The organism is Actinomadura rugatobispora, assembly GCF_042656285.1.
Classification (GTDB): Bacteria; Actinomycetota; Actinomycetes; order Streptosporangiales; family Streptosporangiaceae; genus Spirillospora; species Spirillospora rugatobispora.
The window spans coordinates 119643-133434 of record NZ_JBHSON010000019.1 but is presented as its reverse complement, the minus strand read 5'-3'; the positions used below and the strand labels follow the sequence as shown (position 1 = coordinate 133434).

Genomic DNA, 13792 nt, shown 5'->3' with positions numbered 1-13792 from the left:
GGGGCGGCGGACGGGGGACCCGCTGTGGCGGGAAACCACAGCGGGTCCGGCGGGGTCAGGCCGTGGGGGCGGTGGCCAGTGCTCGTTTGGTCAGCACCTTGGCCAGGTGCCTGCGGTACTCGGCGGAGCCGTGCAGGTCGGTGGGCGGGGTGGTGCCGTCGGTGGCGGACTCCGCCGCGGAGCGGAACGAGTCGTCCGACACCGTGCGGCCCGCGATGAACTCCTCCACCGTGCTCGCCCGCACCGGGACGGGGCCCATGTTGGTCAGGGCCACCCGGGCGTCCTCGATCGCGCCGCGCTCGCGCCGCACGGCGCACGCGACGCCGACGACCGCCCACGCCTGCGCCGTCCGCTGGAACTTCTCGTAGTGGACGCCCCAGCCCGGGCCGAGCTTGGGCACGCGCACGCTCACCATCAGCTCGTCCGGCTCCATCGCCGAGGTCATCCAGTCGACGAAGAAGTCACGCGCCGCGATCTCCCGCTCGCCGCGCACCGAACGGACCAGGACGACCGCGTCCAGCGCCACCGCCACCGCGGGCAGGTCGCCCGCCGGGTCGGCGTGCGCCAGCGAGCCGCCGAACGTGCCGCGATGCCGCACCGCCGGATCGGCCACCGTCGCCGTCGCCTCGGCGATGAGCGGGGCGTGCTCGTTCACCAGCGGGTCGCGCACCACCTGGTGGTGGGTGGCCATCGCGCCGATGACCAGCGCGTCGCCGTCGTCGCGGATCTCCCGGAGCGGGTCGATCCGGTCGAGGTCGATCAGCGCGTCCGGGTAGGCCAGCCGCAGCCGCAGCAGCGGCATCAGGCTCTGCCCGCCGGCCAGCGCCTTGGCGTCCTCGCCCGCCTCCGCCAGCGCCGAGACGGCCTCGTCGAGCGAGGCGGGGCGCACGTACTCGAACCGCGCGGGAATCACTCCGCACCTCCTGCCTGCCGCAGCGCCCGCCACACCCGTTCGGGCGTGCACGGCATCGGGACGTCGTTCACGCCGTAGGGGCGCAGCGCGTCGACGATCGCGTTCACCACGGCCGGGGTCGAGGCGATGGTGCCGGCCTCGCCGACGCCCTTCACCCCGAGCGGGTTGGACGTCGCCGGGGTCTCGGTGCGGTCGGTGGTGAAGTCGGGCAGGTCGGCCGCCGACGGCACCAGGTAGTCGGCCATCGTGGTGGTCGTCAGGTTGCCCTCCTCGTCGTAGACGGCCTCCTCGTAGAGGGCCTGCGCGATGCCCTGCGCCAGCCCGCCGTGCACCTGCCCCTCCACGATCAGCGGGTTGACGACCTTGCCGATGTCGTCGACCGCGACGTACGAGCGCAGCCGCACCATGCCGGTCTCGGTGTCGACCTCGGCCGCGCACAGATGGGTGCCGTGCGGGAAGGAGAAGTTCTCCGGGTCGAACGTCGACTCGGCGTCCAGCGACGGCTCGACGCCGTCCGGCAGGTCGTGCGCGGCGAACGCCGCCGTCGCGACCTCCTGCAGCGTGCGGCCCGCGTCGGCGACGCCGCGCACGCTGAACCGCCCCGCGTCGAACTCCAGGTCGCCCTCGTCGGCCTCCAGCAGGTGCGCGGCCACCTTCCGGGCCTTCTCGATCACCTTGTCGCAGGCGCCGTACAGGGCGATCCCGCCGACCGCCAGCGACCGCGACCCGTAGGTGTCCATTCCCTTCGGGGAGACCGCGGTGTCACCGTGCAGCACCTTCACGTCCTCGAACGGCACCCCGAGCCGGTCCGCGGTGATCTGCGCCCACGCGGTCGCATGGCCCTGGCCGTGCGGCGACGAACCCGTCACCACCTCGACCTTGCCGGACGGCAGCACCCGCACCGACGCGTGCTCCCAGCCGCCCGCCCCGTACGACAGCGACCCCAGCACCCGCGACGGCGCCAGCCCGCACATCTCGGTGAACGTCGACACCCCGACGCCCAGCTGCACCGGATCGCGGCGCTCGCGCCGGTCAGCCTGCTCGGCGCGCAGCTTGTCGTACTCGAACAGCGCCAGCGCCCGCTCGGTCGCCGCCTCGTAGTTGCCCGAGTCGTAGGTCAGGCCCGCGATCGTCTCGTACGGGAACTCCCCGTGCCCGATCCAGTTCCGGCGCCGCACCTCGATCGGGTCCAGCCCGAGCTCGTCGGCCAGCTCGTCCATCAGCCGCTCGATGGCGTAGGTGGCCTCCGGCCGGCCCGCGCCCCGGTACGCGTCCGTGGGCGTCTTCGTGGTGAAGATGCCCGTGCACGTGAACGAGTAGGCGTCCATCTTGTAGATGCCGTTGAACATGAACGCGCCCAGGATCGGGATGCCCGGCGTGACCAGCATCAGGTACGCGCCCATGTCGGCCAGCAGGTCGACCTTGAGCCCGCGGATCCGGCCGTCGCGCTCGGCCGCGAGTGTCAGCCGCTGGATCTGGTCGCGGCCGTGGTGGACGGTCATGTTGCCCTCGCTGCGCGACTCGGTCCACTTGACCGGACGGCCCAGCCGCCGCGCCAGCAGCAGGCACAGCACCTCCTCCCCGTACACCTGCAGCTTGGAGCCGAAGCCGCCGCCCACGTCCGGCGCGACCACCCGGATCCGGTGCTCGGGGATCTCGGTGACGACCGACAGCATCAGCCGCAGGATGTGCGGGATCTGCGTCGCCGAGTAGAGCGTGAAGTCGTCGCCCTCCGGGACGCAGACCACCGCGCGCGGCTCCATCGCGGTCGGGATCAGCCGCTGCTGCACGTAGCGGCGCTCGATCAGCACCGGCGCGTCCCGCAGCGCCGCGTCGACGTCGCCGTTCTCGAACACCCAGCGGTAGCTCTCGTTGGTGCCGAGCGAGGCGTGCACCAGCCCGTCGTCGCCGCGCTGCGCCCGCTCCATGTCGACCACCGCGGGCAGCGGCTCGTAGTCGACGTCGATCTCCTCCAGCGCGTCGACGGCGGTGTACCGGTCGCGGGCCACCACGCACGCCACCGGTTCGCCCGCGTAGCGCACCTCGTCCACCGCCATCGGCGGATGGTCGGGATGCTTCATGTCCTCGGTGACCGGCCACGCGCACGGCAGGCCGCCCTGCTCGGCGGCGAGGTCGGCGCCGGTGAGCACCGCCACCACCCCGGGGCGGGCGAGCGCCTGCCCGACGTCGACGCTCTCGATCCGCGCGTGCGCGTGCGGGCTGCGCAGGAACGCCACGTGCAGGGTGCCCTGCGGCTGGATGTTGTCGGTCCACCGGGTGCGGCCGGTGATGAGCCGCGCGTCCTCGGTGCGCCGCCGGGGCGAGCCGACCTCGCGCGCCGCCGTGCCCGCCTCGCCGGTCACCGTCATGAGGTCGCCTCCCGCTCCGCCGCCGGCCGGCCCTCGCCCTGGACGCGCATCTCCGCCGCCGCGCCGCGCACCGCGCGGACGATGTTCTGGTAGCCGGTGCACCGGCACAGGTTCCCCTCGAGCCCTTCCCGGATCTCCTCGTCGGAGGGGTCGGCGTTCTCCCGGAGCAGGTCGATCGAGGCCAGGATCATCCCGGGCGTGCAGTAGCCGCACTGCAGCGCGTGCTCCTCGTGGAAGGCCCGCTGCATCGGGTGGCGTTCGCCGTCGAGGCCGAGCCCTTCGATCGTGGTGATCTGCCTGCCGTCCGCCTGGACGGCCAGCAGGGAGCAGCTCTTCACGCTCATCCCGTCGAGCAGGACGGTGCAGGCGCCGCAGTTGGTGGTGTCGCAGCCGATCGGGGTGCCGACCTTGCCCAGCCGGTCGCGCAGGTAGTGGATGAGCAGGAGCCGGGGTTCGACGTCGTCCTCGTACATCGCGCCGTCGACCTCGACCTTGATTCGGGGCATTCGTTCTCCCAGGGACGTCTCGGGGGTGGGGCTGGCAGGGAGAGACGTCCCTGAGGGCGGAGCGCGCTGGTCGGGCCACGGCATCGGGGCCACCTCCGGGGCGGGAGGGCGAACGACCCTACGAACCTATGCCGATGTTGAAGTGTGTACTAGCCCCTGATGTGGCCTTTTTCACACCCCGCCGGACCTGGCTCACATCCCGGGCGAGCCCGCTGCGCACCTCAGTGGACCCGCAGCAGGACCGGCCAGGTCTGGGGCCCGACGATCCCGTCCGGGGTGACCCGGCCCCAGACCTGGACCGCCCGGACGGCCAGCTCCACCTCGGTGTCGAACGGACCGTCCACCTCCCCGATCTCCGGATGCGAACGCGCCAGCAGCAGCGCCCGCAGCGTCTGCACGTGCTCGCCGGTGGCGCCCCTGCTCAGCTCCGGCAGCTTCTTCACGATCTCCTCCGTCCAGTGCGACGATGCGTAGTCCGGCCGCCCGTACCCGGCGATCACCGACGACGACCGCACCCGCCGCTTGCACGCGTCGTCGGTGTTGGCCTCGATCGTCTGGACGCGGCCCCCGCCGAGGGCCTTCTCCACGACCCCCACGTGGTCGATGGCGCCGATCGTGTTGGACGTCCCCCAGTCGAAGAACACGATGTCGCCGGGCTCGGCGTCGTCGACGTTCTCGGTCGTCCCCGTGAACCAGCGGTCGATCTTCTGGAAGTCCTGGGCGTGCCACACGGTGTAGGCGCGGTCGCCGCCCGGCAGCACCGCCTCCACATTGTCGGAGCGCCGCGCCCAGTAGGTGACGGCCATGTCGCACCACGCGGCCTCCAGGAACTCGTCGCCGTGCCGCTCGGCGTACTCCCGGGTGATGACGTTGGGCCGCCCCGACAGCCCCAGCGACTCGCGCGCCTCGGCGAGCATCCCGTCGGCCGTCCCCATCAGGAGACCTCCTCGCCGCGGTAGATCCCGTCCGGGTCGGGTTCCCCGTACAGCCCGCGGAGGACCTGCTCCTCGTCGTCCTCCGTGGCCCTGTGGACGTCGGGGTGGACGTCGACCTGATCCATCTCTGCGGGCAAGCTCACGGCGCCTCCGTAAGTGGGCCGTCATGTCATGTCAAAGAGTAATCCAATGACTACCCAGAGTGCAAACGGGCCTGGTAAACGCCCTAGCCACATCCGGCCGCCGTGACCTACGAACGGCGCTCTCGCGCGTTCAACCTCTGACGAGACAGGAGAGCGCATGCCGCCCGCGATCACCCGCCGCCACCGGCCAGGTTTCCTCTTCTACTACGACGAGGGGGAGCCCCTCCGCCGCCGGGGTCGCCTGAGCGCCAACGTCATCAGGGCCGTCACCGTCTGCGCCGTCCTCGCGCTGATCCATCTGATCGGCCTGACCCTCGGCCCCGTCATCCACTCGTGAAACCCGGGCCTGCGACGCAACCGTGATGCTGACGGCGCCCTGATCTCCGGAATGTTTGCCAATACGGGAGGCAAGCGAAAGTTCCGGAATGGCGGGCGGCGTTACATTAGTAACTGGCCTGTGAGACGAGCGAGGGAGCCGGACCGGAGGAACTCCGAGAGGGGAACCGAAGAGAAGGCTGAGAGGCCGGAAGCCATGAGCACGAGGCGGAAGGCGACCCCTAGCACCTGATCTGGACAATGCCAGCGCAGGGAGAGCGCCTCACAGGTCACTCTTGTGTCCTCGTCTCTTGTGCCCCGGCCTCTCTCGAGCGCCCGGTCGCCGCTCAGGTGGTGGGGGGTGGTTGGGGGGTTGGTTGGGGTGCGGGAGTTGCGGGAGTTGTCGGCTGGTAGGCGGGTGTTCGGGCGCCGGTGAGGCCCAGGGCGAGCATGATGCGGCCCACCTTCGGCCATTTCTGCTCAATGGCGCGGGCCGCCGCGTAGTAGGCGGCGGTCACCACGGCGACGGCCGCGGCGGTGGCGGTCGCGCTGGTGTCGTCGTCCAGCACGATGCCCGCCTCCGTGGCCAGCCAGGTGAGCGCCGCGCCGACGGCGACCGGGACCCAGGTGCGGATGAGGCTCACGACGTAGTCGTTCATGACGACCTCCTCGGGTCACCATGGTCGCCGTTCAGCGGCGGTTTTCCAGTGGCCCTAGCGGATGGGTTGCAGTGACTTGGAGTAAATGGCGTTGCCGTCGATGTCACGAAGGCGGGCGGTGAACTCGCCGGAACGGCCGTCGATGGCGACCTCGCCGAAGAACTGGTAGCCCTCGGCGGGGGAGGTGTTGGCGCGCGGGGGCGTCTTCCTGAAGGCGAGCTGGGGGCCGAAGGTGCCTTCGAGGTTGTTGGGGCCGAAGGCGCCGGCGTTCAGGGGGCCGGTGACGAACTCCCAGAACGGGTCGAAGTCCTTGAACGCGGCCTTGGACGGGTCGTAGTAATGCGCCGCCGTGTAGTGGACGTCCGCCGTCAGCCACACCATGTTGCGGACCTTGTTCTTCTTGGCGTAGGAGAGCAGGTCGGCGATTTCGCGTTCGCGGCCGAGAGGGGCCCCGTTGTCGCCCTGGGCGATGCCCTCCTGGGCGGCCGAGCCGTCCGGGACGATGAGGCCGATGGGCAGGTCGGCCGCCATCACCTTCCAGGTGGCCTTGGAACGGCGCAGCTCCCGCTTGAGCCAGGCGAGTTGGTCGGCGCCCAGGACGCCCTCGGTCTGGGACGCATTGTTGTTGGGGCCGTTCGGGTCCTTGTGCGTGCGCATGTCCAGGACGAAGACGTCCAGCAGCGGCCCGTAGGAGATGCGGCGGTAGAGGCGGCCGTCCTTGGGGGCCTGGACGGCGGTGGGCGTGTACTCGAACATCGCCCTGCGCGCGCGGGCGGCCAGGACGTCCACGCGCTTCTCGGTGTACTGCGGCAGGTCGAGGATCTCGCCCGGGTACCAGTTGTTGGTGACCTCGTGGTCGTCCCACTGGTAGATCATCGGGACGTGCGCGTTGAACGCGCGCAGGTTGGCGTCGTGCAGGTTGTACCGGAACTGGCCGCGGTACTCGGCGAGCGTCTCGGCGACCTTGGTCTTCTCCGGGGTGACCAGGTTGCGCCAGGTGCGGCCGTCGGGCAGCGCGACGGTCTCGGTGAGCGGGCCGTCGGCGTAGACGAGGTCGCCGCTGCACAGGAAGAAGTCCGGGTCGAGGGCGCCCATGGCCTTGAAGATCCGGTAGCCGCCCAGCTCGGTGTTGATGCCCCAGCCCTGGCCGGCCAGGTCGCCCGACCAGACGAAGCCGAGGTCGGCGTGGTGCCGCGGCGCGGTGCGCAGGCGGCCGGTGGCGGCCTCGGAGAGCGCCGAGCCGCGGTCGAGGTCGGCCAGCCGCACCCGGAAGTGCAGTTCCTCGCCGGCGGGCAGGCCGCGCAGGAACGTCTTGCCCGTCAGGTCGGTGTCGGGCGTCAGGACGGGGCCGCGGACCTGCCGGGCGTCCTTGAGGTCGGGCCGCCGGGCGATGTCGACGATCATGCGCGCGGGGCGGTCGGACCTGGCCCACACCACGGCCTCGTGGGCGGTGACGTCCCCGGTCTGGACGCCGTGCGTCAGCAGCGGCCGGCCCGAACGGACCAGGCCGGGGGAGGCGGCGGCCGCGCCGCCGCCGAGCAGCCCGCCCAGGGCCGCTCCGGCGCCCGCGGCCAGGCCGCCGCGCAGGACGCTCCGTCGGTCCGGCTTCATCGGCGTCTCCGTTCTCGTGGGGGTGAGTCGCGGTCGCATGCTCGCGGAGGGCGGTGGCCGACGCATGAACTCCGGACATATGGTGATCTTCTTCTGATCGACTTGACAATGCCCCGTGACCAGGGTGTCCTTGTCTGCGTGCCAGCGCGAATCTCTCTCGGTTGCCCTGTGGCCCTCCGCCGCGTGGCCAGCGCGCTGTGTCGTCCTTCGTGTCGTTGAGCCAGATCTCTGACCTTTCCGGCCCGACCGGCCGATCTTCGGCCGTTTCCGAAGGACCTTCCGCATGGTTCCCGATCTCACGATGCGCGGTCAGGACGACCCGCACGGCCGCGTCACGTTCCGGCGCCCCCCGACCGTAGGGCAGCTCGCCGCCCGCGTCCACGAGCTCAGCGCCGCCCCCGGCGGCTGGTGGCGGCTGGTCCGGTTCGACCCGGCCGGCCCGGTGCGGGTGCCGCTGGAGGAGGGCGACGGCGTCCGGCTGTGGCTGGTCACCTGGCCGCCCGGGCACCGCACCGACGTGCACGACCACACCGCCACCGAGGTCAGCACGGTGATCGCGGGCGAGCTCGCGGAGGTGCGGATCACCCCGGACGGGGTGGTGCGGCGCCCGCTGCGCGCCAACCGGGTCCGCGTGCACGGCGGCGGCCGCACGCACGAGCTGACCAACCCCGGTCCCGCGTACGCGATCACGCTGCACGGCGCCCTGTCCGGCCCGTCGGGGGAACGCGGGCTCTGACCTGGTCGTTGAGCGCCAGATGAAGAAATCCTCATCCTGGCCTCATCGGGGCTTTCGCCGCGTCCGGCACGCTCGGCGGCATGAGCAGCAGCATCGTGCAGCGTGTCGCGGTCATCGGGGCCATCGTGGCCGTCCCGCTGGGCATCGCTGGGATCAGCCAGGTCCTGTCGGACTCTCCGGGCGAGCCGAACGTCCCGTCCCGGGTGCAGGTCGGGGACGGCAGCGGCACCAGATCGACCGGCCCTCCCGCCCCGGCTCCCAGCCAGACCCCGCCGGTCCCGGGGCGGACGGCGGTCCCGGGGCAGGGCGGGAGCCCGTCCCCGTCCGGTTCCTCCCAGCCGCCCTCGGTCGTCCCGGCGCCGCCGCCGGTGTACGACGACGACGCCGACGACGTGGGGGACGACGGACCGGATGACGGCTGACGGAACCGAGGGCACCCGGCCCCTCCGCACCCCCGGCCGTCCGGGCGTCTCGGCCCGGATGCGCATCATGCTGTGGCTGGTCGGGGTGATGGCGGTCGCGCTCGCCTCGGTGGGGCTGATGGTGCGGGCCATCCTGGTCGCCGAGGTGGAGGGCGACGGCAACCAGCTGCTGGAGCAGGAGGCCCGCGAGTTCGAGCAGTTCGCCCGGGAGGGCCGCGACCCTGCCACCGGGCGGCCCTTCACGGACGCGGCTCCGCTGCTGTTCACCCATCTGCGCCGCCAGCACGCCGACGACGACGAGCTCCTGCTGGGCGTGGTGCCGGACGGCCGGATCATCCGGCAGGACCGGGAGGGCGGCCCCTACAACCTCGCCGACGACGCCGCCGCGATGCGCCGCATCCTGGACGCGCCGGGCCCCTCGGGCCGCACCGAGAGCCCGGCCGGGGAGATCCGCTGGGCCAAGGTCGAGACGGTCACGCCGGGCGGCGCGCGGGGGGCGTCCGTGCGGCCCGCCTCGTTCGTGATCGCCTACTTCATCGAACGCGACATCGCCGAGGTGGACCGGATGATGCGCGTCATGGGCGGGGTCTCGGCCGCCGCGCTGCTGTGCGGCGCGGGCATCGGCTGGATCGTGTCGGGGCGGATCCTGGCGCCGGTACGGCTCGTCCGCCGCACCGCCGCCGAGATCACCGAGCAGGACCTGGCCCGCCGCATCCCGGTGTGGCGGCACGACGACGTGGGCGAGCTGGCGGCCACGTTCAACGCGATGCTCGACCGGCTGGACCGCGCGTTCGCGACGCAGCGGCAGTTCGTCGACGACGCCGGGCACGAGCTGCGCACGCCGATCACGATCGTGCGCGGCCATCTGGAGCTGATGGGCGACGACCCGGCCGAGCGCGAGGAGACGATGCGGCTGGTCACCGACGAGCTGGACCGGATGAGCCGCATCGTGGAGGACCTGCTGCTGCTGGCCAAGGCGGAGCGGTCCGACTTCGTCCAGCTCCAGTGGGTGCCGGTGACGGAGCTGACCAGCGACATCTACGCCAAGGTGCGGGCGCTGGGCGACCGCGCCTGGGTGCTGGACGGGATCGGCGAGGGCGACGCGCGGGTCGATCCGCAGCGGGTGACGCAGGCGGTGGTGCAGCTGGCGCACAACGCCGTCCGGCACACCGGGCCCGGCGACGTGGTGCGCGTCGGGTCGGCGCTGGACGACGAGCGGGCGCGGTTCTGGGTCGCCGACACCGGCCCCGGCGTGCATCCCGACGACGCCGAGCGGATCTTCGAGCGGTTCGCGCACGGCGCGGCGACGACGACGTCGGGCGGGCGTCGGCCGCGTACCGGGGCGGGGCTGGGCCTGGCGATCGTCCGGGCGATCGCCGCCGGCCACGACGGGACGGTGCGCCTGGGCGGCACGTACGGCCAGGGCGCGACATTCGAGCTCGACCTGCCGCGGGCGGGTCGCGGGAACGGCCGGGAGGGGCAGGTGACGTCCGCGTGAACAGGATCCTCATCGTCGAGGACGAGAACCGGATCGCCACGTTCATCGAGAAGGGCCTGCGGGCCAACGGGTTCAGCACGACGGTGGCCGAGGACGGCGACATGGCGCTGTCCCAGGCGTTCGGCCGCGGCTTCGACCTGATCCTGCTGGACATCGGGCTGCCCGGCCGGGACGGGTTCACCGTGCTGCGGGCGCTGCGCGAGGCCCAGGTGGCGACCCCGGTGATCGTGCTGACCGCGCGTGACTCCGTCCAGGACACGGTGGCGGGGCTGGAGGGCGGCGCGGACGACTGGATGACCAAGCCGTTCCGGTTCGAGGAGCTGCTGGCGCGGGTGCGGCTGCGGCTGCGCGGGGCGTCGCGGGCGCCCGAGACGACGCTGCTGCGGTCGGGCTCCGGCGACCTCACCCTCGACCTGCGCACCCGCCGCGCCCGCGCCGGGGACCGGACCGTCGACCTGACGGCGCGCGAGTTCGTGCTGCTGGAGCTGTTCCTGCGCCATCCGGGGCAGGTGCTGTCGCGCGAGCAGATCCTCTCGCACGTGTGGGGGTACGACTTCGACCCCGGCTCCAACATCGTGGACGTGTACGTGCGGGCGCTGCGCAAGAAGCTCGGGGACGGCTGCGTGGAGACCGTCCGCGGCATGGGGTACCGCCTGCCTTGACGGGGCCGCCCGTTGGATGAAGATTGCCTCATGCGCCGTTCATGACCGGCTCACCGCCGCTTCGCAGGATCGACATGTGAGATCGAAGCGAGCGGTGGTGCGAGAAGCCGGACCGGCGGTGCGAACGGCGACGGGCAGAGGGACGGATGAGACAGGCGCGACCGGCCAGGCCGGCGACTCCGGCACGGCCGCACAGACCAGCGGGACCACCCCGACCGGAACGTCCGGAGAGGCCGGATCGCCCGGTCCGACCCGCACGCCCGCCCCGTCCGCTGAGACGCGGCAGACCGGCGAGCGGCCCGGCCCGCCTGGGCTGAACCCGCGGGGCCGTAAGGCGGCGGTCCGGTACGGCCTCCTGGCGCTGGCGGCGGTCGCCGCGTGCGCGGGCGCCGTGTTCGGGGTGGACGGGCTCGGGACGCCCGGCCGCGTCACGCTGGCGGTCTTCGCGGTGGCGACGCTGCTGTGGATGTTCAGCCCGATCGACGACACCTATGTCGCGCTGGCCGCCGGGCTGGTGCTGGTCACCGCCGGGGCGCTGGAGGCCGACGTGCTGTTCGGCAGCCTCGGCGACCCGACGATCTGGCTGCTGATCTGCGCGTTCGTCCTGGCCGCCGGGGTGACGCGGACCGGGCTGGCCACCCGCGCGGCGGCGTTCTTCGTCGCGGGCGCGCGGACCGTGCGGCAGCTCGCGCACCTCACCACCGCCGCGCTGGTCGCCGGCGCGTTCGCGATCCCCGCCACCTCGGGACGGGCCGCGCTCGCGCTGCCGGTGTTCCTCGCGCTGGCGGGCGCGCTGCGGGAGCGGCGCCGGGTCGTCCTGGCGCTGGCGCTGATCTTCCCGGCGGTGATCCTGCTGTCGGCCGTCGCCACGCTGATCGGCGCCGGGGCGCACCTCATCACCGCGGAGATGGTCGCGCAGGCGACGGGGCACCGGATCGGGTTCGTCCAGTGGCTGCTGCTGGGCACGCCGCCGGCGATCGTCTCCGCGCATCTGGCCACCGAGGTCATCCTGCTGCTGACCACCACCCGCGCGGACCGCCGCCTGCCCGTGTCGGTCCGGGCCGAGGACGTCGGCGCCGCCGCCGGGGTGCGGGTGACCGGCCGGCTCACCGACCACCAGGCCCGTTCGGCGGCGCTGCTGGCGGTGGTGGTCGTGCTGTGGTGCAGCGAGCCGCTGCACGGGGTGCCGCCCGCCGTGGTCGCGCTGGTCGGCGCGGTCGTCAGCTGCTCGCCGCTGCTCGGGACGGTCCGGCTGGGCGAGTCGCTGAAGACGGTTCCGTGGTCGATGCTGCTGTTCATGGCCGCGACGATGGCCATGGGGGTGGCGCTGACCACCTCGGGCGCCGCCGCCTGGATCACCGGCGGCCTCTTCGCCCGCTCCGGCGGCGCGCCGCCGCCCGCCTGGCTGTTCCTGGGCGGCGTCGTCGCCGTGAGCACGCTGGCCCACCTGGTGCTCCAGTCGCGGTCGGCGCGGTCGAGCGTGCTGGTGCCGCTGGTCATGACGGCGGCCCTGGGCGCCGGGATCTCGCCGGTCGCGGCGGCGTTCGCGTCCACGGCGGCGGCCGGGTTCTGCCTGACGCTGCCGTCGTCGGCGAAACCGGTCGCGCTCTTCCACGGGATCGAGGACGTGCCGACGTACACGCCGCGCGACCTGCTGCGGGTCTCGGCGGTGCTGGCGCCGCTGACCGCCGCGCTGGTGCTGGCCTTCGCGCTGTACGTGTGGCCGCTGCTCGGCCTGCCCGTCACCCGCTGAGCCTCGGGACTCCGGCCCCCTTGTCCTGTCACCGCTGTCGAAGGAGTTTCCGTTGCGGATCGTGATCGCCCCTAGCGGGTTCAAGGAGTCGTTGAGCGCCGACCAGGTCGCGGCGATGATCGCCCGCGGGGTGCGGCGGGTGGTCCCGGGCGCCGTGATCGACACGCTGCCGCTGGTGGACGGCGGCGAGGGCTCGGCCGCGGCGCTGGCCCGCACCACCGGGGGCCGGATCGTGCCGCGCGTCACCACCGGGCCGATGGGACGGCCGGTGGAGTCGCACTACGCGGTCATGGGCGGGCCGGGGCCGCGGACGGCGGTGGTGGAGATGGCGGCGACGGCGGGCCTGCGGCTGGTCCCGCGGGACGCCCGCGATCCGGGCCGCACGACCACCGCGGGCGTGGGGGAGCTGATCGCCGCGGCGCTGGACGGCGGCGCCCGCCGCGTCCTGGTCGGCTGCGGCGACTCGGGGACGTCCGACGGCGGCGCGGGCGCGCTGCGGGCCCTCGGCGCCCGGCTTCTGGACGCGTCCGGGAACGACCTCCCGCCCGGGGGAGCCGCACTGGCGCGGCTGGCGCGGATCGACGCCTCCGGGCTGGACCCGCGGCTGGCCCGTACGGAGCTCCTCGTGGCCTGCAACCCCTGGAACGTACTGTGCGGCGAGCACGGCGTGGCGCGCGTGTACGGGCCGCAGAAGGGCGCGACCCCCGCGCAGGCGGAGGCGCTCGACCGGGCCCTGTGCCGCTGGGCCGACATCCTGGAACGCGACATGGACGTCCCCGCCGGGGTCGATCTCCGTACCGGCCCGGGGAGCGGCGCGTCCGGCGGGCTCGGCGCGGGGCTGGCGGCCGCGGGCGCCCGGCTGCTGCCGCGCTTCGAGGTGCTCCTGGAGCACGTGGACCTGGACGGGCTGCTCGCCCGCGCCGATCTGGTGATCACCGCCGAGGGCGCGATCGACCGGCAGACCTCGCGCGGCAAGATCCCCGCCGAGGTGGCGCGGCGGGCCAAGCGGTACGGCAAGCCGGTACTGGCCCTGGCCGGGACGATCGGGCCGGACGCCCATCTGGTCTACGGCAGCGGGATCGACGCGTTCGCCGGGATCCTCCCCGCCCCGGTGGACCTGGCCGAGGCCCTGTCCCGGGGCGAGGAGTTCCTGGCGGACGGCGCGGAGCGCGCGCTGCGGATGGTGCTGCTCGGCACCGCCCTCAACCTCGCCGCGCCCGGCCGCGCCGGCGCGGGCGCGGGCGCGGGCGCGGTTCGATGAGCCGCGGAC

The 13792-nt window shown here is 73.2% G+C and carries 14 protein-coding genes; 7 read left to right on the top strand and 7 right to left on the bottom strand.

The window, feature by feature from the left end; genetic code table 11:
- Positions 1 to 55 precede the first annotated feature (55 nt).
- The 5 genes from ACFPZN_RS16075 to ACFPZN_RS16055 all read right to left on the bottom strand — a co-directional run bounded on the left by ACFPZN_RS16075 (position 56) and on the right by ACFPZN_RS16055 (position 4866).
- Positions 56 to 913 carry an FAD binding domain-containing protein gene (locus tag ACFPZN_RS16075; RefSeq protein ID WP_378282758.1) on the bottom strand — a complete coding sequence of 286 codons (858 nt, stop codon included), beginning with the start codon at positions 911 to 913 and terminating at the stop codon, positions 56 to 58.
- Complete coding sequence (locus ACFPZN_RS16070) at positions 910 to 3282, bottom strand: xanthine dehydrogenase family protein molybdopterin-binding subunit (protein WP_378282757.1); 2373 nt, start codon at positions 3280 to 3282, stop codon at positions 910 to 912. Before ACFPZN_RS16070 ends, ACFPZN_RS16075 begins: the two co-directional genes overlap by 4 nt.
- Positions 3279 to 3788, bottom strand: coding sequence for a (2Fe-2S)-binding protein (locus tag ACFPZN_RS16065; protein ID WP_378282756.1), 510 nt, complete (start codon positions 3786 to 3788; stop codon positions 3279 to 3281). Before ACFPZN_RS16065 ends, ACFPZN_RS16070 begins: the two co-directional genes overlap by 4 nt.
- 221 nt (positions 3789 to 4009) lie before the next feature.
- The gene (locus ACFPZN_RS16060; RefSeq protein WP_378282755.1) at positions 4010 to 4723 is read right to left on the bottom strand and encodes a CHAP domain-containing protein; all 714 of its coding nucleotides are present in this window, start codon (positions 4721 to 4723) and stop codon (positions 4010 to 4012) included.
- Positions 4723 to 4866 (bottom strand): hypothetical protein, encoded by a 144-nt coding sequence (locus ACFPZN_RS16055; RefSeq protein WP_378282754.1) that lies wholly within the window; start codon positions 4864 to 4866, stop codon positions 4723 to 4725. Before ACFPZN_RS16055 ends, ACFPZN_RS16060 begins: the two co-directional genes overlap by 1 nt.
- Before the next feature lie 157 nt (positions 4867 to 5023).
- On the opposite strand from ACFPZN_RS16055, the gene ACFPZN_RS16050 reads away from it, so the two are divergent.
- Entirely contained in the window at positions 5024 to 5203 is a 180-nt protein-coding gene (locus ACFPZN_RS16050) for a hypothetical protein (RefSeq protein WP_378282753.1), read from the top strand.
- 325 nt (positions 5204 to 5528) lie between these two features.
- Here ACFPZN_RS16050 and ACFPZN_RS16045 read toward each other — a convergent pair whose 3' ends face one another.
- Both ACFPZN_RS16045 and ACFPZN_RS16040 read right to left on the bottom strand, forming a co-directional pair.
- Positions 5529 to 5840 (bottom strand): hypothetical protein, encoded by a 312-nt coding sequence (locus ACFPZN_RS16045; protein ID WP_378282752.1) that lies wholly within the window; start codon positions 5838 to 5840, stop codon positions 5529 to 5531.
- Between the two features lie 54 nt (positions 5841 to 5894).
- The gene (locus ACFPZN_RS16040; protein WP_378282751.1) at positions 5895 to 7451 is read right to left on the bottom strand and encodes an alkaline phosphatase D family protein; all 1557 of its coding nucleotides are present in this window, start codon (positions 7449 to 7451) and stop codon (positions 5895 to 5897) included.
- A 283-nt stretch (positions 7452 to 7734) separates the two neighbouring features.
- Here ACFPZN_RS16040 and ACFPZN_RS16035 point away from each other — a divergent pair, with 283 nt between their 5' ends.
- The 6 genes from ACFPZN_RS16035 (at position 7735) to ACFPZN_RS16010 (ending at position 13783) form a co-directional block, all read left to right on the top strand.
- The gene (locus tag ACFPZN_RS16035) at positions 7735 to 8187 is read left to right on the top strand and encodes a cupin domain-containing protein (RefSeq protein ID WP_378282750.1); all 453 of its coding nucleotides are present in this window, start codon (positions 7735 to 7737) and stop codon (positions 8185 to 8187) included.
- An 80-nt stretch (positions 8188 to 8267) separates the two neighbouring features.
- Positions 8268 to 8609 carry a hypothetical protein gene (locus tag ACFPZN_RS16030; protein WP_378282749.1) on the top strand — a complete coding sequence of 114 codons (342 nt, stop codon included), beginning with the start codon at positions 8268 to 8270 and terminating at the stop codon, positions 8607 to 8609.
- A complete protein-coding gene (locus ACFPZN_RS16025) occupies positions 8599 to 10107 on the top strand; it encodes a sensor histidine kinase (RefSeq protein ID WP_378282748.1) in 1509 nt (502 codons plus the stop codon). The genes ACFPZN_RS16030 and ACFPZN_RS16025 overlap by 11 nt, the downstream gene beginning before the upstream one ends.
- Positions 10104 to 10769 (top strand): response regulator transcription factor, encoded by a 666-nt coding sequence (locus ACFPZN_RS16020; protein ID WP_378282747.1) that lies wholly within the window; start codon positions 10104 to 10106, stop codon positions 10767 to 10769. Before ACFPZN_RS16025 ends, ACFPZN_RS16020 begins: the two co-directional genes overlap by 4 nt.
- A gap of 118 nt (positions 10770 to 10887) precedes the next feature.
- The gene (locus ACFPZN_RS16015) at positions 10888 to 12522 is read left to right on the top strand and encodes an SLC13 family permease (protein ID WP_378282746.1); all 1635 of its coding nucleotides are present in this window, start codon (positions 10888 to 10890) and stop codon (positions 12520 to 12522) included.
- A 61-nt stretch (positions 12523 to 12583) separates the two neighbouring features.
- Positions 12584 to 13783, top strand: a complete 1200-nt coding sequence (locus ACFPZN_RS16010) for a glycerate kinase family protein (protein WP_378282767.1) — start codon at positions 12584 to 12586, stop codon at positions 13781 to 13783.
- Positions 13784 to 13792 lie beyond the last annotated feature (9 nt).

Excerpts from the sequence above, each read along its gene's own strand:
- ACFPZN_RS16070 (WP_378282757.1), bottom strand. The coding sequence starts at position 3,282 with ATGACGGTGACCGGCGAGGCGGGCACGGCGGCGCGCGAGGTCGGCTCG.
- ACFPZN_RS16065 (WP_378282756.1), bottom strand. The coding sequence starts at position 3,788 with ATGCCCCGAATCAAGGTCGAGGTCGACGGCGCGATGTACGAGGACGAC.
- ACFPZN_RS16060 (WP_378282755.1), bottom strand. The coding sequence starts at position 4,723 with ATGGGGACGGCCGACGGGATGCTCGCCGAGGCGCGCGAGTCGCTGGGG.
- ACFPZN_RS16050 (WP_378282753.1), top strand. The coding sequence starts at position 5,024 with ATGCCGCCCGCGATCACCCGCCGCCACCGGCCAGGTTTCCTCTTCTAC.
- ACFPZN_RS16045 (WP_378282752.1), bottom strand. The coding sequence starts at position 5,840 with ATGAACGACTACGTCGTGAGCCTCATCCGCACCTGGGTCCCGGTCGCC.
- ACFPZN_RS16040 (WP_378282751.1), bottom strand. The coding sequence starts at position 7,451 with ATGAAGCCGGACCGACGGAGCGTCCTGCGCGGCGGCCTGGCCGCGGGC.
- ACFPZN_RS16035 (WP_378282750.1), top strand. The coding sequence starts at position 7,735 with ATGGTTCCCGATCTCACGATGCGCGGTCAGGACGACCCGCACGGCCGC.
- ACFPZN_RS16030 (WP_378282749.1), top strand. The coding sequence starts at position 8,268 with ATGAGCAGCAGCATCGTGCAGCGTGTCGCGGTCATCGGGGCCATCGTG.
- ACFPZN_RS16025 (WP_378282748.1), top strand. The coding sequence starts at position 8,599 with ATGACGGCTGACGGAACCGAGGGCACCCGGCCCCTCCGCACCCCCGGC.